The organism is Reyranella massiliensis 521, from assembly GCF_000312425.1.
Classification (GTDB): Bacteria; Pseudomonadota; Alphaproteobacteria; order Reyranellales; family Reyranellaceae; genus Reyranella; species Reyranella massiliensis.
On record NZ_HE997181.1, the window covers coordinates 5,055,630 to 5,075,991 of the forward strand.

A 20,362-nucleotide genomic window follows, 5' to 3' on the forward strand; every position below is an offset into this window, starting at 1 on the left:
GCGTTGCTGGAGTTCCTGCTCGCTCTCCTCACCACGGCGACTGTCGGCGCGCTGCTCGGGCCGCTGCTGAAGACGCGCGTCGATCATCGCGACCGGCTGAGCGGCGAACTCGCGATCTATCGCGATCAGCTTGCCGAACTGGAGCGCGAGCGGGCGGCAGGCGCGGTGAGCGAGTCCGATGCGACGGCCGCTCGGGTCGAGATCGAGCGGCGCATCCTGGCCGCCGGTGCAGCAGCGGAAAAAGTCGGTGCATCGTCTGCCGCTCCGAGGCTGCACAAGTTTCTTCCGCCGGCTCTCTCGCTGCTGGTGCCGCTGCTGGCGTTGGGCGTCTACTTGCAGATGGGCCGACCGGGTCTGCCGTCCGCACCCTTCGACCGCAGCCAGATCGCAGGTCAGGACTCCGACCGTCCCCTCGACGTCTTGCGCCTGCTGGCCGACGCGCGGGCAAAGCTTGCGCAGGATCCCGAGGACGCCGAGGCGCTGGCCGCGCTGGGCGAAGGGCTCACTCTCGAAGCCGAGGGCATCGTCACCCAACCGGCAGTGCAAGCCTTCACCAAAGCACTGCAGAAGCTGCCCGACGATCCGCGGGCTCAATACTATCTCGGCCTGCACGAGGCGCAGAGCGGCAACAGCCGCGCCGCGATCACCCGCTGGCAGAAGCTCGAAGCCAACAGCCCTCCCGATGCGCCCTGGCTCGGCCTGCTGCGCGCCGAGATCGCAAGGGTCGCCAAAGCAGCTGGCATCGAGGTGCCCTCGGCGCCGGCCGCACCTCCCTCGGCCATGCCGCAGCCCAGCCGCGAACAGCAGGAGGCGATGGCGGCCCTCGCGCCTGCTGATCGCGAACAGGCGATCCGTTCCATGGTCGAAGGGCTGGCCGCGCGTCTCGAACAGAACCCGCAAGACCGTGCGGGCTGGCTGCGGCTGGCCAATGCCTGGAAGGTGTTGGGCGACAATCCCCGCGCCGCCGCCGCCTATCGCCAGGCGGACACGTTGGGGCCGGTCGATGCGCGCATTTTGGCCGACTGGGCCGAGGCGCATGTGCGGCAGATCACGCCGGGCACGCCGCCTTCGGCCGATGCGGTGCAGGTGCTGGAGCGGTTGGAGAAAGTCGAGCCACGCAATGCGCTGGCGCTGTTCTATCTCGGTGCGGCTGCCTTTGCCGCGGGCGACAAGCCGGCGGCGGCGCGCCGCTGGAAGACGTTGCTGGCCCTGCTGCCGGCCGACGCGCCGATCCGCCCGATGCTCGAAGAGCGGATCAAGGAAACCGAGAAGTAAGGGCGGCCTGCCCGGACACCCCGGGCGTGTCGTGACAGGGCGAGAACTGGAAGAGATGCCGCTTCATTGGATCATCGACTCGCGAACGCGACTGGTCACGGCGACGGTTGAGGGCGATTGCACCCGCTCCGACGTCGAAGCCTATCTCAAGGCTGTGGACGGCGGCGGCGCCGTGGCCTGGCGCAAGCTGTTCGATGCCCGTCACGGCCGGCCCGCCATGGATCACAACGACATGCTGGCCGTCGGCACCCTGTTCCGCGGCTACCACCGGCGCGGCCCTGTCGGCGCGCTGGCGCTCATCGTATCCGAAACACACGCGGAGCCGATCTCGCGAACGCTCGGCATTCTCGCCACCGCGGACCGGCCGATGCGCCTCTTCACCGATCTGGAAAAAGGGCGTCGCTGGATCGAGAGCCTGCCGGCATAGGCCCTTCTCGTCGCGTCGGCGCGCAGACCGGGCAGATCCCCCCCCCCAACCGGAGCCGATGGTGTCGCATGCGACGGCACTCCCCACGGCGATGTCATGGCTTTGGCCGATATCGCCGGCCGCGTTGGGGCAGCACCGAAGCGCCGTTTGCTGTAAAAGGCTTCGTCGACATGTCCGATGTGGGTTCCCGTCCAGGGACGGCGTCGCGTCCGCGACCGCTGTCGCTGACGGGGTTGCTGCGTTCCTTTCCGATGCTGGTCCGCCGCGGGCTGGGCACCATCGGTGTCGCCTGGGCGACGGGTGCGGCGCTGCTCTTCCTTGTCTGCTGCCTCGCCTCCTTCCTGTATCTCTGGCTTGCGCTGCACCAAAACGAAACGGTGGCGGCACGTCGCAAGTCGGCCGAAGTGCTCGAACTCGTTCATGTCGGCGGGGAGCTCGTTTACGCCGTGCAGGCCTATACCGACGGCGGCCGTCATTCCGTGCATGCCTTACCGGCGCTGCGCGATGCCTGGCGGAGCTTCGACGCGCAGCTCAACCGCAAATGCCTTCTGCCCGGCGGCGTGGTCTGCACCGATGCCTGGCTACTGCGCGAAGTGCTGGCCCCGATCCTGGCCGAAGACCCTCCGCTGTTCGGCCACGACGAAATGCACCGCGTCCTGGTGGCCCACGCCGAGCTGAACCGGGCCGGCACAGTGGTCGCAACGGAGCTCGAAACCGTCATCGACCGCGTGATCGAACGTTATCAGACGGCCCTGGCCGTGCTGGCGCTCAGCACGCTCGGCTTCATCGCGTCGGGTCTGGTGCTGCTGCTGCTGGTGGGACGCGCCGCGCTGGAGCGCCATGCCCTCTACACCCAGGCGAGGGAGGCCGAGGCGCTCCTTTCGGAAACCATCGAGGCGCTGCCCGCTGGTCTCACCGTGTACGACAGCGAGGAACGGCTGATGCTTTTCAACGCCGCCGCCCGCGAGATCAGCTCGGTGCTGACAGCACCCGACGCGATCGGTCTGACCTATACCGAACTGGCCGCGCGCGCGGCCGCAGCGCGTGGTGGAGATCCTGCGCAGCAACGCGAGAGGGTGCAGGTCTGGCTGCAACGTTTTCGTGCCAAAGGCATGCCGCAGACGCAGCGGATGCCCAATGGCCGTTGGTACGAATGGTCGGAGAAGAAGACGGCTTCCGACCGTACCGTCGGCCTGCGCATCGACGTCACGCATATCAAGACGCTGCAGCTGCAAAGCGACAAGGCTCGCCGGGAGTATCAGCGTCTCGTCGAGTCGCTTGCCGATGTGGTCTTCGAAGTCGATATCGCAAGTGGCGCGCTGATCTTCGTGAGTGCCGCCGCCGCCGACCTGTTCGGCCTGCCGGCCGCCGAAATGGTGGGTACGGTACTGCTCAACCATGTCCATGCCGAGGATCGCGAGCTGCTGCGCGACGCCGTACGTCGGGAGCTGCACAGCGGCGAGGGCGAGGTGCACCAGATCGGCTTCCGTGTCCTGCAGGCGAGCGCCGAGGGTGCGAATGTGGTGCGCTACGTCGAAGCCCGCTATCGCCGGCTCGTGCGCGACGATGGCACGGCGATCGTCAGCGGCGTCGTTCGCGATGTCGACGGCGAGGTGCGGTTGGCGCGCCGGCTGGAGCAGGAACGCGCCCGCCTGCGCTCGATCATCGACTCGAGTGCAGCGCTGGTCGTGCTGACCGACCGCAACCTCGACATTCTGATGGTGAACCACGAATTCTCGGTTTTCAGCGGGCTTTCGTCCGAGCAGGCCGTCGGCCGTTCGCTGCACACGGTCTTCGCCCGACCGATCGATCCCTTCATCCTGGCGGGCTGGCTCGATCGGTCGTGGACCGAGAAGGCGCTGACGGCCGCGCGCGGCACGCTCACGGTGGTGGATGCCGAGGGTCGGGAACGCGTGGTCGAAGTCACCGCCAGACCAGTGCTGAACGCCGAAGGCCTGGTGCGTCAGATCGTTTTCGTGGGCGTCGACGACACGGTGCGCCGCGAGACCGAGCGTGCCTTGTTCGACGCCGAGCGCCTGAAGAGCGTCGGCACCATCGCCGCCACAGTGATCCATGAGGTCAACCAGCCGCTGCAAGTGATCACGCTCGCCGCCGAATCCGCGCTGGAAGATCTGGAAGCCGCAACGCTTGCCCGCCGTTCGGTCGAACCAGCGCCCGTTGCCGCCAAGTTCGAGCGTGTCCTGAAGCAGGTGGATCGCATGGTGCGCATCACCAGCGAGCTGCGAGCCTTCTCGCGGGCTACGGCTGCAGAGAAGCCTGCGGCGTTCGATGTGCGTGGGGCGCTGGCCAGTGCCGTCGATCTCACGGCTGCGCCTGCACGTCATGCCGGCATCGCGCTCACCCTGGACCAGGCAGACGACCTGCCATTGGTGCTGGGTCATGTCGGCCGGCTGGAGCAGGTGATGATCAATTTGATCAACAATGCCCGCGACGCTCTCGTCGAGAGCGATCCCGAGGGGCTGCGTCGCGACATGGTGATCACCGTTACCGCGCGCGCTGTGCCGACGCCGCGCGGCAACGCCGTGCGCATAACTGTCGACGATAACGGCCCCGGCATCGCCGCCGACGTCCTGCCGCGCCTGTTCGAGATGTTCGTCACGACCAAGCCGCGCACCAAGGGCACTGGCCTGGGCCTTGCCGTCTGCCAGCGCATCGTCGAGGAAATGGGTGGCTCCATTGTCGCCGCGAACAAGCCGGAAGGCGGGGCCAGGTTCACGGTGATGCTGCCGGAGGCGGCGCCCGGCTCGACCGAGGCCGTCGCGCAACCCGTGTCGACCTAGTCCTGCCGATTACCTCCCAGGAAATCGCCGGCGGCCCGGTCTCGCGCTTATCTCCTTCGCGGACAAACCATCCCAAGGAGCAAGCCATGTCGAACTTCCCTTCGTCGCCCGATGCCGTCGTCGAGACCTACGTCGCGGCCTGGAACGAGACCGATGCCGGCCGTCGCGGTGCGGCTGTTGCCAGGTCCTTTGCCGAAAAGGCGACCTATCGCGATCCGGTGATGGCGGGCGACGGTCCCGGCGGGATCGATGCCATGCTGGCGGGGGTTCAGGCGAAGTTTCCGGGCTTCGTGCTGAAGCGGACGTCCAAGGTCGACCACCACAACGGCGCGCTGCGCTTCACCTGGTCGCTGGGGCCGGCGGCGGGGCCGGCGGTCGTCGAGGGTGTCGACTTCTGCACGCTGGCGCCGGATGGCCGGCTCGCCTCGGTGGTCGGGTTCATCGACAAGATGCCGGGCTGATCGTCCGAACAGTAGGAGGCGCGGTCTCGACCGAGGCCGCGCCTTCCTTTCCTTCGATCGGTGCGGCGGCCTCTAGGCGGCCTTGGCGAGGTTCACCGGCTCGTTGCGGATCAGGTAGTCGAACGCCGACAGCGCGGCCTTCGCCCCTTCGCCCATGGCGATGACGATCTGCTTGTAGGGCACGGTCGTCGCATCGCCGGCAGCGAACACGCCGGTGGCGGAGGTGGCGCCGCGGGCGTCGACCTCGATCTCGCCGCGCGGACTGAGCGCGATAGCGCCCTTCAGCCATTCGGTGTTGGGCACCAGGCCGATCTGCACGAAGATGCCGTCCAGCTCGACCTGCTTCGTCTCGCCGCTTTGCCGGTCCTTGTAGGAGAGGCCCGTCACCTTGGCGCCGTCGCCATGCACTTCCGTCGTCTGCGCGGAGACGAGCGTCGTGACGTTGGACAGCGAGGCGAGCTTGGCCTGCAGCACCGCGTCGGCCCGCAGCTGGCTGTCGAACTCGATCAAGGTGACGTGCGCCACGATGCCCGCGAGGTCGATTGCCGCCTCGACGCCGGAGTTGCCGCCGCCGATCACCGCCACCCGCTTGCCCTTGAACAGCGGGCCATCGCAGTGCGGGCAGTAGGCCACGCCCTTGTTGCGATATTCGGCCTCGCCCGGAACGTTCATCTGTCTCCAGCGTGCGCCGGGCGAGAGCACCACGGTGCGCGCCTTGAGGCTGGCGCCGTTCTTGAGCTGCACCTCGGCCAGCCCGCCGGGCTGCGAGGCCGGGATCAGCTTCGTGGCGGTCTGCAGGTCCATCACATCGACCTCGTAGTCCTTCACGTGGCTCTCCAGCGCCGCGGCCATCTTCGGACCCTCGGTATGGGAAACGGAAATGAAGTTCTCGATGCCCATCGTGTCCAGCACCTGGCCGCCGAAGCGCTCGGAGGCGACGCCGGTACGGATGCCCTTGCGAGCGGCATAAATCGCCGCCGCGGCGCCCGCCGGGCCGCCGCCGATGACCAGCACGTCGAAGGCCGCCTTGGCCGCGATCTCTTCGGCGGCGCGCTCGCTTGCTCCGGTGTCGAGCTTGGCCAGGATCTGCTCCAGGCTCATGCGACCCTGCGCGAAAGGTTCGCCGTTCAGGAACACAGAGGGCACGGCCATCACGCCACGCTTCTCGACCTCGTCCTGGAACAGCGCGCCGTCGATCGCGGTGTGGCGGATCTTGGGATTGAGTACGCTCATCAGGTTCAGCGCCTGCACCACGTCGGGGCAGTTCTGGCAGGAGAGCGAGAAATAGGTCTCGAACGTCCGCTCACCCTCCAGACCCTGGATGCGGGCGATCGTCTCCTGCGTCTCCTTGCTGGGATGACCGCCGACCTGCAGCAGCGCCAGCACAAGAGACGTGAATTCATGGCCCATCGGCAGGCCGGCGAAGCGCACGGAGATGTCGGTACCCGCGCGGACGATGGCGAAGGAGGGTCGGCGCGCGTCGTCGTCGCGGCGCACGCAAGTCACCTTGTCGGAGAGCGTGGCGATCTCTTCCAGCAGTTCCTGCAGCTCGCGCGACTTGGCGCTGTCGTCGAGAGACGCCACCAGCTCCACCGGCTGCGTCAGGCGCTCGAGATATCCCTGCAACTGTGTCTTGAGGTTGGCGTCCAACATGAAGGTACTCCGGAAAAAATCTGGTCACGATCCTCTCCCCCGCCATCGGGGGAGAGGTTGGGTGAGATGCCGTCGTTAGATCTTGCCGACCAGGTCGAGGCTCGGGGCCAGGGTCTTCTCGCCTTCCTTCCAGGCGGCGGGGCAGACTTCGCCCGGATGGGCGGCGACGTACTGGGCGGCCTTGATCTTGCGCAGCAGCTCCTTGGCGTCGCGGCCGATGCCGCCTGCGGTGATCTCGACGATCTGGATCTTGCCCTCGGGGTCGACGACGAAGGTGCCGCGGTCCGCGAGGCCGGCTTCCTCGATCATCACGCCGAAGTTGCGGGTGATCGTGCCGGTCGGGTCACCGACCATCACGTAGTCGATCTTCTTGATGGCGTCCGAGGTGTCGTGCCAGGCCTTGTGGCTGAAGTGGGTGTCGGTCGAGACGCTGTAGATCTCGACGCCCAGCTTCTTGAACTCGGCATAGTTGTCGGCCAAGTCCTCGAGTTCGGTCGGGCAGACGAAAGTGAAGTCGGCCGGGTAGAAGAACACGACAGACCACTTGCCCTTCCCCTTGAGGTTGGCGTCGGTCACGTCGACGAACTTGCCCTTCTGATAGGCGGTCGCCTTGAATGGCTTAATTTCGGTGTTGATCAGAGACATATCGGTACTCCTTGAGTGTTCGGTCGCGCCGGGAGGGCGACGGCTGAACCCGGCGTCGGACTAATACTTAGGATCGTTCTAATATTTATCAAACCGCAAAATACCGAATTGATTAATCGGAAAAAGCGATTATATGCTAACCATGAGGGCCGTCCCGACCTTGCGGCAATTGCGGTATCTGGTTGCCGTGGTCGACCGTTGCCATTTCGGCCAGGCGGCGGCGGCCTGCAACGTCAGCCAGTCGACCCTGAGCGCCGGCATCCAGGAGCTGGAAGACCTGTTGGGCGCTCCCCTGTTGGAGCGCACCAAACGTACGGTCGTCCCCACGGCGCTGGGCCGCGACGTGGCGGATCGGTCGCGCGACCTGCTGAAGGGTGCCGAGGAACTGATGGACGTGGCGCAGGCGGCGCGCGAGCCCATGGCCGGGCCGCTGCGTCTCGGCGTCATCCCGACCGTGGGCCCCTTCCTGCTGCCACGCGCCCTGCCTCGGTTACGCGAGACCTTTCCCAAGCTGCAGCTCTACCTGCGCGAGGACCAGACCGCGCGGCTGCTCGAACGGCTGGATGCCGGCGAACTCGATGCCGTGCTGCTGGCCCTGCCCTATGCGCTGGGCGATCTCGAGGTCATGGATCTCGGCGAGGATCGCTTCTCCGTCGTCTATCCCGCGGATCATCGCCTGCCGGCGACCGGCGCGGCGACGCCCGCCGACATCGCGCGCGAGAACCTGCTGCTGCTGGAGGATGGCCACTGCCTGCGCGACCAGGCGCTGGCGGCCTGCGAACTCGAAAGCGCGCGGCGCAACACCGCCTTCAACGGGACCAGCCTGCACACGCTTGTGCAGATGGTCGCCAACGGGTTGGGCGTCACCCTGATGCCGCAGATGGCGCTGGACGCCGGCATCGTTAGAGGCCTCGACGTCACGGTGCGGCCGATGGCAGACGGCACTCAGCATCGCCGTATCGGACTTGTCTGGCGGCGCACCTCCGCGCGCAAAGAAACCTTTCGTCGGTTGGGCGAGGCGCTTCGTCTGTTCCTGTAGAGGGACGCTCTACGCGCGCGGATGCGAGAGACGTCGCAGCAGCTCGGCGCCCGTCGCTTCGACCAGACTGTTGAAAGACGCCGACGCCGGGCCGCCGATCAGCCACTCGCTGTAGGCCAGCCAGACCTTCGCACCGCGCCGGCGTGCCACCGCGGCTGCTTCCTCGGCGGTGTCGCGCGCGCGATCGACGAGGCCGGCGCGGAGCTGGACATGGGCGAGATCGGCCAGCAGGCGCGCTTCGTTCTCCAGCCCGGCATTGCGGCGGCGCGCGTAGGCCAGAGCATCGCTGAGCGTCGTCGTCGCGTCGGAATGGGCGCCGCGTATGGCCTGTGCCAGCCCGGCATAGCCCTTGCCGTAGACCAACAGGTAGGGATTGCCGCTGCGCTCCGCGAGCTGCAGCGCCTGCTTGCTGTGAAAGTCGAGCAACTCCAGATCGCCCAGCGCCCACGCGATGTCGCACTGGGTCGCGTGGGCCAGCAGCCTGTGCAACACGTCCACCGTCGTCTCGTCGGCTGCGATCAGTGCGTCGAGCAGCGGCCTCGCCTCGTCGAACCGTCCCATCATGGCAAGGATCTGGGCGCGCATGCCGTTGATCCAGATGGCGATACTGAAGCCCAGCGTCTGCTGATCGATGTCGTCGATGTCCTTCACGCGCGCCAAGGCGCGATCGTTGGCTTCGAGCGCGCGCGACAGGCTTCCCGACAGCCTGAGGGCGTGGCACAGGATCGCCGTCAGGACGACGCGCAGGCTGGCGTTGCGCACACTGTCGTCGACCGTCGCTAGCACGTCGTCGACGGTGGCTACATAGTCCTCGGCTGAGCCGCTGGCCGCCAGGACCCGGCCATATGCCGCCGTCAGCAGCGTGATGGCCCGCATGTCGCCCAGCTCGCGGGCGATCGTCAGGGCCTCGGTGTAGTAAGGCTCGATATCGACGGCCGTCAGCCCTTCGCGCCAGGCGAGGTTCACGATCTGACCGCTGGCCATCAGCAGCGGATACCGCTGCTGCCCCTGCAGGGACAGGCCGCTCAACAGACGATGCGCGCGCTTCCAGGCCTGCAGGGCTTGGGCGGCGTCGCGCGTGCCGTGCCAGGTTCCCGCCTTCATGCTGTACGAGGCGGCCTGCAGCGGGTTGCCGGCCTCCTCCCAGTGATAGGCGATGAAGCCTGCCTGGGCGCCGTTGGGATCGGGCAGGGTCTTCTCGAGTTCGGCGGCCACGGCGGCATGCAAGTTGCGGCGCTTCTCGGAAAGCAGCGAGTGATAGGCGACGTCCTGGACCATCGGATGCCGGAAGGCGTAGAGGTCGTCGCCGCCGGCGCCGGCCTCGTAGACCAGGCCGGCGCTGGCCAGGCGATGCATCACATTGCCGAGTTGGGAGGCGAGCCCCCCGACCAGCCGCGCCAGCACGGGCAGGGCGAATTCGCGGCCGATGACCGCGGCTGTCTGCAGGATCGACTTCTCGGCCTCCGGTTGCCCATCGATGCGCGCGCCAATGATCGCCTGCACCGTGTCGGGCACCAGCCGCATGTCGGGCGATCGGCGCAATCGATAGACGCCACGTTCGCCCACGAGGTCGCCACTCTCCTCGAACTTGCGCACCAGTTCCTCGATGAACAGCGGATTGCCGCGGGCGCGGTCGGCCATCAACGACAGCAATGGCGCCACCGATTCGTCGTCGCCGAGAAGTTGTGCCGCCAGTTGATCTGCCGCTCCTCGCCGCAACGGCGCCAGCGAGACCTGGTCGTAGTGGTCGCCATGCATCCAGGCCGCGGCATAGCCGGGGCGAAAGTTGACCACGAGCAGGATGCGCGTGCCGGGCAGCGACTCGGCCAATACCTCGAGAAGCGATTCGCTGCCGGAATCGAGGAAGTGCAAATCCTCGAGCAGGATGACGGCGGGCGTCGTTGCGCCGGCGGTGCGAATGAGCCGGCGGAACAGGCCGTTCAGCCGTTCGCGCCGCACGACCGGATCGGCGCGGGAGAGCTTCGTGGCCGGATCGGCAACGCCCAGGAAATCGAACAGCAGTGCCAGGTCGGCGCCGAGGTCGACACCCAGCGACTGCAGCACCGTGATGATCTTCTCGCGGGCCCGTTCCGGTTCGTCGTCCGGCGTCATCTCGAAGAGAGCCTTCATCACGTCGATGACCGGCTCGAAGGGGGTCGCGCGACTGTGCGCGAGCGCGAGGCCTTCGAGCACGCGGATGCCGCGTGCGCGGCAGCGTTCGGTGAATTCGAAACAGAGCCGGCTCTTGCCGATACCGGCGTCGGCCACCAGGCCGACCGCGCATCCGTCGCCTTCGTCGGCCCGTTCCAGGCCACGTTCGAGCACCGCCATCTCGGTGTCGCGTCCGACGAATTCCGAGCGGCCGATCTCGTTGCTGAACCGCTGGCTGTTGGGGCCGCGCCGCAGGCCGGTCAGCAGGAAGATCTCGAGTGGCGCCGAAAGGCCGCGAATCGGCTGCGTGCCGAGCGACTCGACGGATACGAACTGACGGGCGCCGCGCAGAGTCGCCGACGAGAGCGCGATGCCGCCGGGAGGCGCCAGGTTCTGCAGGCGATTGGCGATATGCACCGTGAGGCCGGTCGCATCGAACTCGTTGGAGAAATCGTTGGCGATCACCCGCGCCAGCACCTCGCCCGAGTGTATGCCGACCCGGACGGGCGGCGCCTCTGCCGGCAAGGCTCTGAAAGCGGCCTGCATAGCCAGGGCGGCGCAGCAGGCGCGCACGGCATGATCTTCCTGCGGGTTGGGCGCACCGAACAGCGCCATGACGCCATCGCCCTGAATCTTGACGACGGTACCGTCGAAGCGATGCACGGCCTCTTTCATCGTCTCGATGCAGGGGGCAAGACGACGGTCGGCTTCCTCGGGGTCGAGCGCTTCGATCAATTCCGTCGAGCCGAAGACGTCGGCGAACAGCACGGTGATCTGCTTCAGCTCGCCCCGAATGGTGAAGGTGTTGTGGGAAGCGGCCGTCGGCGAGCGCTGCACGGCCGTGCCGCACTGGGTGCAGTACCGGGCGGTTGCAGCATTGAGGTGATTGCACGCCGGGCACAACTGCCCAAGGGCCGCACCGCAGGAGATGCAGAAACGGCTGTCCGCTGTGTTGTCGGCTTCACAACTCGTGCAACGCATCGTCTTCCCCCGACGGTGGTGCAGCGCAAGTCTAGCTTAGCGGGCCTTTCGCCAGGAAGGGAGTCTCATTGGAGAATCGTCGAGATTGTAGACTCTCTCCTGACCTCGCCCTAAGGTCCGGCATCGATCGGTGGAGACCTTGGCATGATCCTGGGCTCAGTAACGCCGAAGCGTAATTTACGATCTTTACTGGATTATAGGCATCGCACCCGGGTCGAAGGGATCGTCGGGCGCTTCGCCGCGCGCTTCCCCGACATCCGTTTCGACATCCTCTGGACGTCGTCGACATGCAACGCGCAGGCCTTCGTGCTGGATGGCCGGAAACGGATTCGCCTCTACGGCGGTCTCGCACGGCATCGCCGTCTCTCGGTCGCGGGCATCGCCTGGGTGATGGCGCACGAAACCGGACACCATCTGGGCGGCGCTCCCGCCCATCCTCATTACTTCTGGTTGAGCTCCGAGGAGCGCGCCGACGAATGGGCCGCGACCGGCGGCTTGCGGACCGTCTTTGGCAGATCGCTCGGCCGTCGCTACGCGACCGTCGGCCGTCGCGAGGCAATGAGAGTCGCGCGTTCATAGTTCGAGCGGGGGATCAGACGATGGGACTTTGGCTCAACGACAAGCAGATCCAGAGGATTGTCTCCAGGCTGGATTTCAAGTTCAGCGACACGGGTCCGAACAGCGGCATCAACAAAATTCGAACGACGCCCGCGCGCCTGAAGCGCTTCGACGCGGGCACCGCGGGACTCAAACTGCACAAGATCGCGCGACGCATGCGTATCTGGGGCGATTCGGGTGGGCCCGCCACGCCCAAATCAAAGCGATGGTGGGGCTTCCTCAAAGTCCTGCACACCAAGGCGAACAGTGCTCCCGGCGGCGGACCCGATGCCGCCGAAGACATCAAGAGGTACATCAAGACCGCGCTGCTGGGAGTGGACTGTCAGTCGATCAAGTTCGCCGCCGTGACGGGAACGGATCTGCGTGTGGTGGCCAATGCCATCCCTCTGCCGCAGGACCCCGCCAAGTACATCACCCTGATCGTCCTGCAGACGCCTGAAACCGACGGTACCGAGGAAGACGATCCGGGCTCGGGTGGCGAGGATCCGCCTGACGAAGATCCTTTCGCGCCGAATATGGCGAGGGCCAGAATTGTGGCCGGCAACTACGCCGCCAAGAAGAAGACAGCCAAGAAGAAGGCAGCCAAGAAGGCGGCAAAGAGGAAGGTGACGAAGAAGAAGGCCGCCAAGAGGAAAGCCACCAGAAAGACGGCGGCAAAGAAGAAGAAATCCTGACAGTTGAGATGTGCGGGCTGGGCATCGAATGCCCGGCCCGCCTAGTCCGCACGCTTAAGTTCAAATCCTCTGGGGAGAGGGACATGTCGGTAGGTCGGATCGCCATCGTGGCCATGGCGTTGATGTTGGTTGGCTGCGGTTCACCGCGACCGGAGTCGTTGCAGGGCGAAGTCTGCAAGTCGATCGCCACGGCAGGGCATTCGCCCTATCCCTGGCCGGATATCTATCAGAGTGTCATCGACGCGCAGGCGCAGCTCCCGCCTGTGCCGCCTGGTGGTGGTCCTGTCGCTGCCGCCCCGGCGCCGCCTCCACCGCCGCCGCCCGCTACGCCGCGCACAGCCGCTTTCCGCGACAAGATCGCGGCTCAGGCCGATGCACGCCAGCGGGCACTGGCGCCGGCCCCGCCGCCCATGGTGGCACCACGCCTGACCGCGCCACCCCCACCGCCGCCGACGCGCATTCTTTCGGTTTCGGCGGGCGGGGCGTGGGGGGCTTTCTCGGCTGGGTTCCTCGAAGGCTGGGGCGAAAACGGCGCGGAGCCGCGGCCCAAGTTCGACGTAGTCACCGGCGTCAGCACCGGCTCGATGGTCGCGCCCGTGATCTTCCTCGGCGACGCCAAACGCATGGCCAAGCTGCGCGAGATGTACTCCAATCTCAGCAACAAAGATGTCTTCACCTCGCGCGGGGCGCTCTCGCTGCTCACCGCCACGTCGCTCTACGACAACGCGCCACTGAGGAGGAAGGTCGAGGAGATCCTGGACGAGGAGATGGTCGAGGCGATCGCCGCCGAGAATGCGACGCGTACGCTTGCCGTCATGGCGACCAATCTCGACAGTGGCGTGCCGGAAGTCTTCGACCTTACGGCGATTGCAGCGCGCCAGGACATGACGATGGCGCAGAAGCGGCAGCGCATGGTGGCCGCGATCATGGCCTCGGCGGCGCTTCCCATCGGCTTTCCGCCGGAGTTCATCGACAACAACCTCTACGTCGACGGCGGTGTGCGCCTGCATGTCTTCTTTACGCGCGAACTGCAGGCGGCGCTGCAGGGCCGTCGGCTCGACGTCACCATCGTGGTCAGCGGCGACATGAAGGTCGGCCGCGATTGCACCGGCAAGGACGGTCTCGACCTTTTGAGTATCGCCGGTCGCACGGCCTCCATCGCCATCGACCAGCTCCTGCGTTCCAGCGTCGAGTCGCTGCTCACCGTCGGCCGACAGCGCGGCAATGTTGCGCGTTACATCGATGCCGCTTCGCTGATCGACTATGGGGCAAAAGTCCCGCAGCCCGGCATGCCGCCGCCCGGTCCCTGCCGCATCGGCGGCGGTGGCGGCAATGACGACATGTTCGATCCGGTCTTCCAGCGCTGCCTGGCCGCCCAGGGAGCGGCCATGGGCCGCTCCGCTCCGATTCCCTGGCGGCTTACCGTCGACAGTGGCCGGGTCGCCCGCCCCATCGTTGTGCCGCCTGCTCCGGTGACACCCACTTCCGGATGATGGGCGCTTGGCGTCGATAAGATGCAATCAAGCTATGCACGAAAAAAATGGCGGACCGTCTGGTCCGTCGTCCGACAAACTGCTAACTCGAACATGCAGAGATTAAGGCCTGTGCGCCCGATCGCGGAACTCGCGATCGGGCTCTTTTTTTGTTCCACCCTACCTGTCCTATTGCGTATCCCCGCCTACTGCTGTGCGGGTCGGTCGGGGGTCGGCGTGGTCTCCGTCGGAGCCGGACGCATGGGAATCGCCGGCGTCCGCGGCTCGTCGGCAGGCAATACGGTCGGCGCCGGATCGAGCGGAGCGCGGGCCGTGTCTTTGCGGATGTCGACTGTGCCCGACATGAACAGCATGCCGACCACAATCACGAGGACCGCGACTACCCCCAAGACGAGGTAGAGGCCTCGGCTGGGCGGACGGAGATCGTCACTCGCCATACCCTACTCCTGCGGCGACGGGCGCGGCTCGGCCGGCGTGGCCGGGACCATCGGCGCTGCCGAAGCCGGCGGCTTGGGCGTGTCGATGCCCGGGACCGTGTTCGGGTTTGCGCCCGGTGGCTGGGTCAGCGACCGTTCGGTAGCTGGCGGTGACTGGGCCTGCTGCTCGTTGGCATTCTGCGGATTGGCGAAGTAAAGGAACCCGCCTACCAAGGCGACGCCGGCCAGAATGGCCAAAAGCGCGAATCCCGAGTTGCCGCTCTCGGTCTGGTATCCCGGTTCCTGACCATAACGGCCGCGGTTGGGACCCAGATCGTTGGGGTTGTAGTCGCTCATCTGGTCCTCCTCTCTCTTGGATGTCCGTCAGACCAACGACTCGTCGGGGGCAATGGTTTCCAAGGAATGACATGGCTGATAGCCTTCCCCTGCCTAGGTTGGAGGTCTGACAAATGCCTGATTCGATGCCATTTTCTGCGCCGCCGCGGGAACCTGCCCTGCTCGATGCCGATGGCGCGGCGGCCCTGGTCGGCTCCTATGCGCCGGTCTCCAAGACCGCCGCGGTAAAGGACATCGGCCGGATCGACGTCCATATGGGTCGCTTCATCGGGCTGTCGCCGATTTGCCTGATCGCCACGGCCGACGCTTCGGGCATGCAGGACGTCACCCCACGCGGCGATCCGCCCGGTGCCTTCAAGGTGCTCGACGAGAAGACGGTCGCGATCGCCGACCGACCCGGCAACAACCGTCTCGATACGTTGAAGAACCTGCTCGAGAATCCCGAGATCGCCCTGATCTTCCTGCTTCCTGGCGTCAGCGAGACGGTACGGATTGCGGGCACCGCCCGTCTTTCGGTCGATCCGGCGCTGCTGGAGTCGATGGCGGTGCAGGGCAAGGCTCCGAAATGCGCCATCGTGGTCTCGGTGCGGCAGGCCTACCTCCATTGCGCCAAGGCGCTGCTGCGGTCGCGGCTGTGGACCGGCGACTATGCCCAGCCCAAGGGCACCTTCCCGTCGATCAGCCGCATGGTCGGCGACCAGGTCGGCCTTTCGGAGGAAGAGAAGAAGCAGCGCGAAGCCGCCACAGAGCATGCCTACAGGGAAGGGCTGTGGGCGCCGATCTCCTAGGCCGCAGGCATATGAGAAGCAGCCAGGGTGTCTTCGAGTGCGGCGACCTTCCGCTGCAACGCGGCGGCACGCTGCGCGATGCACGTATCGTCTACAAGACGTTCGGAACGCTCTCGCCGCGCCGCGACAACGTCATTCTCTATCCCACGAGCTACGGCGCCCACCACACCGACATCGAATGGCTGGTCGACCCGGAACACTGCCTCGACCCCAGCCGCTATTTCGTCGTCATTCCCAACATGTTCACCAATGGCCTCTCCTCGTCGCCGTCGAACACGCCGGGGGAATTCCCACAGGTCACGACCTACGACAACGTCCTGCAGCAGCGCCGCCTGTTGAACGAGCTGTTCGGCGTCGACCGGCTGAAGATGGTCTATGGCTGGTCGATGGGCGCGCAGCAGGCCTATCACTGGGCCGCGTTGTTCGGCGATGCCGTCGAGCGCATCGTGGTGAACTGCGGCTCGGCACGCACGGCGCCGCACAACTTCGTCTTTCTCGAAGGCATCCGCACCACGTTGCTGGGGGCCCGCACACCCGAGGACGGGCTGCGCGCCATGGGGCGCATCTACGCCGGCTGGGCGCTCAGCCAGACCTTCTATCGTCGGGAGATGTGGCGCGGGCTGGGCTTCGACAGCCTGGAGGATTTCCTCGTGCGTTCCTGGGAGGCGAACTTCCTGCGGCGCGACGCGCGCGACCTGCTGGCCCAGCTCTGGACCTGGCAGAATGGCGACATCTCGGCCAACGATCTCTACCGCGGCGACCTCGAGATGGCGCTGGCTGGCATCAAGGCGAAGGTGCTGCTGATGCCGTCGGCCACCGATCTCTATTTTCAGACCGACGACAATCGCGCCGAGCTGCCGCATCTCAAGTACGGCAAGCTGGTCGAGATCCCTTCGGTATGGGGCCATCGCGCCGGCAATCCCCGCGACAATCCCACGGATGCCGCGTTCGTCGATGCTCAGGTCGAGGCCCTGCTCGAAGCTTAGTCCTTTTCCGGCATCACCGAAGGCTGCACCGCGTGATCGGCTCCAGCAGGGTCCGGTTCTGGCGGCGGTATGGGTTCCGTGGGCTGCGGCGGCAGCGGGGCACCGGCAATGAACGCGGCGACGGCGGCAGCGGTCGCCTTCGGATCCTCCTCCATCGGGTTGTGGCCGAGGTTTCCGAAGATCTCGAGCGTGGCGCCCTTGATGTCGTTCTGGAAGCGGAAGGCATCGGCGGCCGGCACCCAGCGATCCTTGCCACCCCACAGGATCAGGGTCGGTACGTCCATGCGGCGCAGCGGTGTGGGGTCGAGCGGCTCCTGCGTGCGGGCCCGCTGGAGAGTGGCTTCGCGATTGCCGGGGAAGCGTTGCAGCTCGGCCATGCGCTTGATCCGTTCGGGTGTCGCCTGCGCCGGATCGGCATAGGCATCGCGCAGCGAGCGTCGCACCAGGCTCTCGGGTTTAAAGTAAATGCCGATGTCGCCCAGCACTGGCGTACGTGCCAGCCGCGTCATCAGCGGCACTTCGTTGTCCTGCCGCGGATAGCCTGCAGAATCGACCAGGACGAGCTGGATGACGCGATCGGGGCGTGTCGCGGCAAAGGTCCAGGCGACGGCGCCGCCCAGCGAGTGGCCCACGAGGACGACCTTGTCGAGGTGGAGATTGTCGATCAGCACCTCGATGAAGTCGGCGTAGGCTTCGACCGTATATTCGTCGCGCGGCCAGGTGCCGGTCAGGCCATGGCCCGGCAGGTCGACGGAGATCACGCGGGCGTCCGCGCCCAGCTCGCGCGCCCAGCTCTCCCATACCTGCAGCGATCCGTTCGAGCCGTGGATCAGCAGCATTGGCACACCGGCGGGATTGCCCTGGTCGCGGACATGCGCACGCACGCCACCGACATCGATGAAGTGCGAGCGGTCGTTGGCGTAGCGCGCGATCAATGTTTCGGCAGGCAACGATGGCGCATAGGCCCAGAGGGCCACGCCCGCCAGCACGCCCGCGGCGAACAGGGCATAGAGCGGCCAGCGGCGCGGTGGCGCCTCAGACCTTCGGCGGCGCGTCGGCATCGCCCGACTTCTCCGCAGGTTTTTCCGGGAGGCCGTCCTTGTGGCCGCTCTTCGGGTCCGCCCCGGCATCGCCCTGCAACAGTGCGACACCGATACGATCGAGACCACGCAGCGTGAGCTCCGACGCGGGGGCCGGATCGATGATCTTCTTTTCGATCAACCTGGCGAGCAACGTGCGGTTCAGGTCGTTGGTCACGACCTGCCGGTCTTCCAGCCGGGCCACGAAGACGAAAAGCTCAAACTCGAGCCCATTCGATGCAATCCTGACGAAGCGAACGATCGGCGCCGGCACACGCAGCACGCGGGCATGCTCCAGGGCGGCCTCGCGCAGCAGGCCTTCGATGACGGCGACATCGGTGTTGAGCGGCACGGTGAGCTTGAGCTCGATGCGGCTCGACGTGTCCGAATAGGTGCGGTTGACGACCGGATTCTGCAGGAAGGCGCTGTTGGGCACGATGACATGCGTGCGCTGGAAGGTTTCGATTTCGGTGGCGCGGATGTTGATGCGCCGGACGAAGCCCTCATGGCCGTTCACGATGATCCAGTCCCCCGCCTTGATCGGCCGTTCGACCAGCAGGATGACGCCGGAGATCACGTTGTTCGCGATATTCTGCAGGCCGAGGCCGATGCCGACCGACAGCGCGCCGAGGACGATCGCGAGGTTGGTGAAATCGACGCCGAGCGCGCCGATGCCGATCAGGATGGCGACGATGACGCCGACATAGTTGAGGCCGGCATCGATCGACTGGCGCAACGGCAAGGGCGCGTCGACGGTCGGCAGCACGCGGTCGCGCACGATGCTGCGTACCAGGCGGGCGAGCAGCATGCAGACGGCGAAGGCGATGATCGCCATGCCGACATTGCCGAGCGAGATGGTGACGCCCCCGACCTTCACGCCGCGCAGCAGCTGGCCGAAGCCGTCGAGGATGGCGTCGATATCGACGTTCCACGCCGCCGGAATGGCGATCGCCAGCAGCAGCACCAGTGCCGTATCGAACACCAGCAGCAGCAGGTGCTGTCCGCGGATGGTGGAGTCGGCCGGCAGGCCGAAGCGGCGGCGGACCCAGGCGCCCGGCGGCGTATCCGGTGCGGCGGCGGCTTCGAGCAGATCGGCGACCAGCTGATGCAGCAGCAGTGCGATCGCGATCAGGGCGCAGCTGGCCGAGATCGCGGCATGAAGATGCGAGGCGAGCGTTGCGTAGCCTGCCAGGGCGAAGGCGATCGACGAAAGGACCAGCACGGTCAACGCCAGGCGCGTGACCGACCACCAGGTGCCGCCGATCATCGGTGGCAGATCCGACCCCTCGGGACGTGCGGCCTGCCAGGAACGGTTGGAGAGTGCTGGCAGTGCCAGCAGCGCCACCGACGTGGTGAGGATCAGGGCCCCGACGGGAGCAATCGCACTGTGATCTTCGCCACGGCTAAGCCCGATGTAGATGAGATCGAGCAGCACGCCGACCGTCATCAAGCGGCGCAACGCCTGCGACAGATACTGCGCACTGTCGTCTGTCAGCGGCATGAACCGCCATTCCGGCCGGCCCGGCGACAGGCCGGCACCCGTCATGCCGAAGACCAGGAGAAGCCAGATCAAGCGGATCGCTACTTCCGGTACCAGCCTGTCGAGAGGCGCCGGCGGCGCTGTCGCGAGAAGGAGCTTGCTGACCAGCCAGACCGCAAGGATCGGCACCAGCACCAGGCCGAGCCCGTCGATGGCCGTGGCGATGGTGCGATAGCGCTGCAGGTTGACGTGCGAGCCACTACGGCCGAAGCGCTGGCGCAGCGCCCGGCCGAACCACCAGAGGCCGATGGTGATCGCCGCCCAGAAGGCCAGCGGCACGAGGTCCTGGTTGCGGAGAGGGGTAAGGCCGTTGCGGGTCCAGGTCGCGATAGCCGTGCCCAGCGTTTCGATTGCATCGCCGAGCTGTGGTCCGATCTTCGTCCAGACCTCCCCCGACAGCGGCGAGAGATCGCGTCGCATCAAATTCTGGAATACCAGCGCGCCGCGCACCTTGGTCAGGCGTTCAAGCAGCTGGTCGGCGCGTGCGATCACCACTTCGCACTGTTTGAGCCGGCTTTCGTTGAGCGTCGCCTGGTCGGTCAGCCGCCTGCGTTCCTCCTTCAGGTCGTCGGTTTCGGGCGGCGCATCGGTGCCCGGCTTGATCTCCAGCGGCGCCAGCAGCTTCTTGGTATCGGCGAGGTCGTTGCGCGCCAGCGTCGCCGCCGCCATCGCCGCGGTCCGCACGTCTGTAGCCTGCTCGCGCAGCGCGTCGATTTCGACTGGCAGCAGGCCCGCCTGCTCCGTACGGGTGGCAATGCGGTCGAGCTGACGCGTCCACAGGTCGGTGAGTTGGCCGAACGGGCGCTGGGGCTGCTGCGGCGCCATTTGGGCCGAAGCTGTGTCCGCAACACCGACCAGCAGCAGCAGGAACAAGGCGAGGCGGGCTAGAGATCGCATTCGATGCGCGATTCCCGGAGAACGAGAGAGGATTTTCTTGCTCACTACCACGGGCAGAGACCCCAGGCGATGATCCGGCGG

The 20,362-nt window shown here is 66.4% G+C and carries 17 protein-coding genes and 1 pseudogene; 10 read left to right on the top strand and 8 right to left on the bottom strand.

What is annotated here, in order from left to right; genetic code table 11:
* Window positions 1–3 precede the first annotated feature (3 nt).
* The 4 genes from ccmI to BN60_RS24660 all read left to right on the top strand — a co-directional run bounded on the left by ccmI (window position 4) and on the right by BN60_RS24660 (window position 4,964).
* Complete coding sequence (gene ccmI, locus BN60_RS24645) at window positions 4–1,275, top strand: c-type cytochrome biogenesis protein CcmI (RefSeq protein WP_020698849.1); 1,272 nt, start codon at window positions 4–6, stop codon at window positions 1,273–1,275.
* A 55-nt stretch (window positions 1,276–1,330) separates the two neighbouring features.
* Window positions 1,331–1,702, top strand: coding sequence for a hypothetical protein (locus BN60_RS24650; protein ID WP_020698850.1), 372 nt, complete (start codon window positions 1,331–1,333; stop codon window positions 1,700–1,702).
* 170 nt (window positions 1,703–1,872) lie between these two features.
* Window positions 1,873–4,503 (top strand): PAS domain-containing sensor histidine kinase, encoded by a 2,631-nt coding sequence (locus tag BN60_RS24655; RefSeq protein ID WP_177324859.1) that lies wholly within the window; start codon window positions 1,873–1,875, stop codon window positions 4,501–4,503.
* A gap of 86 nt (window positions 4,504–4,589) precedes the next feature.
* Window positions 4,590–4,964 carry a nuclear transport factor 2 family protein gene (locus tag BN60_RS24660; protein WP_020698852.1) on the top strand — a complete coding sequence of 125 codons (375 nt, stop codon included), beginning with the start codon at window positions 4,590–4,592 and terminating at the stop codon, window positions 4,962–4,964.
* A gap of 72 nt (window positions 4,965–5,036) precedes the next feature.
* Here BN60_RS24660 and ahpF read toward each other — a convergent pair whose 3' ends face one another.
* A complete protein-coding gene (ahpF, locus tag BN60_RS24665) occupies window positions 5,037–6,617 on the bottom strand; it encodes an alkyl hydroperoxide reductase subunit F (RefSeq protein ID WP_020698853.1) in 1,581 nt (526 codons plus the stop codon).
* Between the two features lie 75 nt (window positions 6,618–6,692).
* Window positions 6,693–7,262 carry an alkyl hydroperoxide reductase subunit C gene (ahpC, locus tag BN60_RS24670; protein ID WP_020698854.1) on the bottom strand — a complete coding sequence of 190 codons (570 nt, stop codon included), beginning with the start codon at window positions 7,260–7,262 and terminating at the stop codon, window positions 6,693–6,695.
* A gap of 142 nt (window positions 7,263–7,404) precedes the next feature.
* Here ahpC and BN60_RS24675 point away from each other — a divergent pair, with 142 nt between their 5' ends.
* Window positions 7,405–8,301 carry a hydrogen peroxide-inducible genes activator gene (locus tag BN60_RS24675; protein ID WP_020698855.1) on the top strand — a complete coding sequence of 299 codons (897 nt, stop codon included), beginning with the start codon at window positions 7,405–7,407 and terminating at the stop codon, window positions 8,299–8,301.
* A gap of 9 nt (window positions 8,302–8,310) precedes the next feature.
* On the opposite strand, the gene BN60_RS24680 is transcribed toward BN60_RS24675, so the two are convergent.
* Together BN60_RS24680 and BN60_RS31860 are read right to left on the bottom strand one after the other, a co-directional pair.
* Window positions 8,311–11,289, bottom strand: coding sequence for an ATP-binding protein (locus tag BN60_RS24680; protein ID WP_020698856.1), 2,979 nt, complete (start codon window positions 11,287–11,289; stop codon window positions 8,311–8,313).
* A gap of 18 nt (window positions 11,290–11,307) precedes the next feature.
* A pseudogene (locus BN60_RS31860) lies at window positions 11,308–11,433 on the bottom strand (zinc-ribbon domain-containing protein); the annotation flags it as partial.
* Between the two features lie 144 nt (window positions 11,434–11,577).
* Between BN60_RS31860 and BN60_RS24685 the strand changes: the two are divergent.
* The 3 genes from BN60_RS24685 (at window position 11,578) to BN60_RS29255 (ending at window position 14,218) form a co-directional block, all read left to right on the top strand.
* Entirely contained in the window at window positions 11,578–12,012 is a 435-nt protein-coding gene (locus BN60_RS24685; RefSeq protein ID WP_020698857.1) for a hypothetical protein, read from the top strand.
* Window positions 11,910–12,725 (top strand): hypothetical protein, encoded by an 816-nt coding sequence (locus BN60_RS31075; RefSeq protein ID WP_177324860.1) that lies wholly within the window; start codon window positions 11,910–11,912, stop codon window positions 12,723–12,725. The genes BN60_RS24685 and BN60_RS31075 overlap by 103 nt, the downstream gene beginning before the upstream one ends.
* Window positions 12,726–12,808: 83 nt before the next feature.
* Window positions 12,809–14,218 carry a patatin-like phospholipase family protein gene (locus tag BN60_RS29255; RefSeq protein WP_020698859.1) on the top strand — a complete coding sequence of 470 codons (1,410 nt, stop codon included), beginning with the start codon at window positions 12,809–12,811 and terminating at the stop codon, window positions 14,216–14,218.
* A 185-nt stretch (window positions 14,219–14,403) separates the two neighbouring features.
* Here the strand turns inward: BN60_RS29255 and BN60_RS24700 are convergent, their stop codons facing one another.
* Complete coding sequence (locus tag BN60_RS24700; RefSeq protein WP_020698860.1) at window positions 14,404–14,655, bottom strand: hypothetical protein; 252 nt, start codon at window positions 14,653–14,655, stop codon at window positions 14,404–14,406.
* 3 nt (window positions 14,656–14,658) lie between these two features.
* Entirely contained in the window at window positions 14,659–14,991 is a 333-nt protein-coding gene (locus BN60_RS24705) for a hypothetical protein (RefSeq protein WP_020698861.1), read from the bottom strand.
* Between the two features lie 113 nt (window positions 14,992–15,104).
* Here BN60_RS24705 and BN60_RS24710 point away from each other — a divergent pair, with 113 nt between their 5' ends.
* Window positions 15,105–15,779: an MSMEG_1061 family FMN-dependent PPOX-type flavoprotein gene (locus BN60_RS24710; protein WP_020698862.1), complete on the top strand. Its 675-nt coding sequence runs from the start codon at window positions 15,105–15,107 to the stop codon at window positions 15,777–15,779.
* 11 nt (window positions 15,780–15,790) lie between these two features.
* A complete protein-coding gene (locus BN60_RS24715; protein WP_020698863.1) occupies window positions 15,791–16,765 on the top strand; it encodes an alpha/beta fold hydrolase in 975 nt (324 codons plus the stop codon).
* Here BN60_RS24715 and BN60_RS24720 read toward each other — a convergent pair.
* Both BN60_RS24720 and BN60_RS24725 read right to left on the bottom strand, forming a co-directional pair.
* Window positions 16,762–17,826: an alpha/beta fold hydrolase gene (locus BN60_RS24720; protein WP_020698864.1), complete on the bottom strand. Its 1,065-nt coding sequence runs from the start codon at window positions 17,824–17,826 to the stop codon at window positions 16,762–16,764. The two genes, BN60_RS24715 and BN60_RS24720, sit on opposite strands and share 4 nt — an antisense overlap.
* Window positions 17,801–20,281 carry a DUF3772 domain-containing protein gene (locus BN60_RS24725; protein WP_083856274.1) on the bottom strand — a complete coding sequence of 827 codons (2,481 nt, stop codon included), beginning with the start codon at window positions 20,279–20,281 and terminating at the stop codon, window positions 17,801–17,803. Before BN60_RS24725 ends, BN60_RS24720 begins: the two co-directional genes overlap by 26 nt.
* Window positions 20,282–20,362: the final 81 nt, after the last annotated feature.

What these genes read in the sequence shown, in the direction of transcription:
- BN60_RS24650 (WP_020698850.1), top strand. Translation starts at nt 1,331, where the DNA reads ATGCCGCTTCATTGGATCATCGACTCGCGAACGCGACTGGTCACGGCG.
- BN60_RS24655 (WP_177324859.1), top strand. Translation starts at nt 1,873, where the DNA reads ATGTCCGATGTGGGTTCCCGTCCAGGGACGGCGTCGCGTCCGCGACCG.
- BN60_RS24660 (WP_020698852.1), top strand. Translation starts at nt 4,590, where the DNA reads ATGTCGAACTTCCCTTCGTCGCCCGATGCCGTCGTCGAGACCTACGTC.
- ahpF (WP_020698853.1), bottom strand. Translation starts at nt 6,617, where the DNA reads ATGTTGGACGCCAACCTCAAGACACAGTTGCAGGGATATCTCGAGCGC.
- ahpC (WP_020698854.1), bottom strand. Translation starts at nt 7,262, where the DNA reads ATGTCTCTGATCAACACCGAAATTAAGCCATTCAAGGCGACCGCCTAT.
- BN60_RS24675 (WP_020698855.1), top strand. Translation starts at nt 7,405, where the DNA reads ATGAGGGCCGTCCCGACCTTGCGGCAATTGCGGTATCTGGTTGCCGTG.
- BN60_RS24685 (WP_020698857.1), top strand. Translation starts at nt 11,578, where the DNA reads ATGATCCTGGGCTCAGTAACGCCGAAGCGTAATTTACGATCTTTACTG.
- BN60_RS31075 (WP_177324860.1), top strand. Translation starts at nt 11,910, where the DNA reads ATGGGCCGCGACCGGCGGCTTGCGGACCGTCTTTGGCAGATCGCTCGG.
- BN60_RS29255 (WP_020698859.1), top strand. Translation starts at nt 12,809, where the DNA reads ATGTCGGTAGGTCGGATCGCCATCGTGGCCATGGCGTTGATGTTGGTT.
- BN60_RS24700 (WP_020698860.1), bottom strand. Translation starts at nt 14,655, where the DNA reads ATGGCGAGTGACGATCTCCGTCCGCCCAGCCGAGGCCTCTACCTCGTC.
- BN60_RS24705 (WP_020698861.1), bottom strand. Translation starts at nt 14,991, where the DNA reads ATGAGCGACTACAACCCCAACGATCTGGGTCCCAACCGCGGCCGTTAT.
- BN60_RS24710 (WP_020698862.1), top strand. Translation starts at nt 15,105, where the DNA reads ATGCCTGATTCGATGCCATTTTCTGCGCCGCCGCGGGAACCTGCCCTG.
- BN60_RS24715 (WP_020698863.1), top strand. Translation starts at nt 15,791, where the DNA reads ATGAGAAGCAGCCAGGGTGTCTTCGAGTGCGGCGACCTTCCGCTGCAA.
- BN60_RS24720 (WP_020698864.1), bottom strand. Translation starts at nt 17,826, where the DNA reads ATGCCGACGCGCCGCCGAAGGTCTGAGGCGCCACCGCGCCGCTGGCCG.
- BN60_RS24725 (WP_083856274.1), bottom strand. Translation starts at nt 20,281, where the DNA reads ATGCGATCTCTAGCCCGCCTCGCCTTGTTCCTGCTGCTGCTGGTCGGT.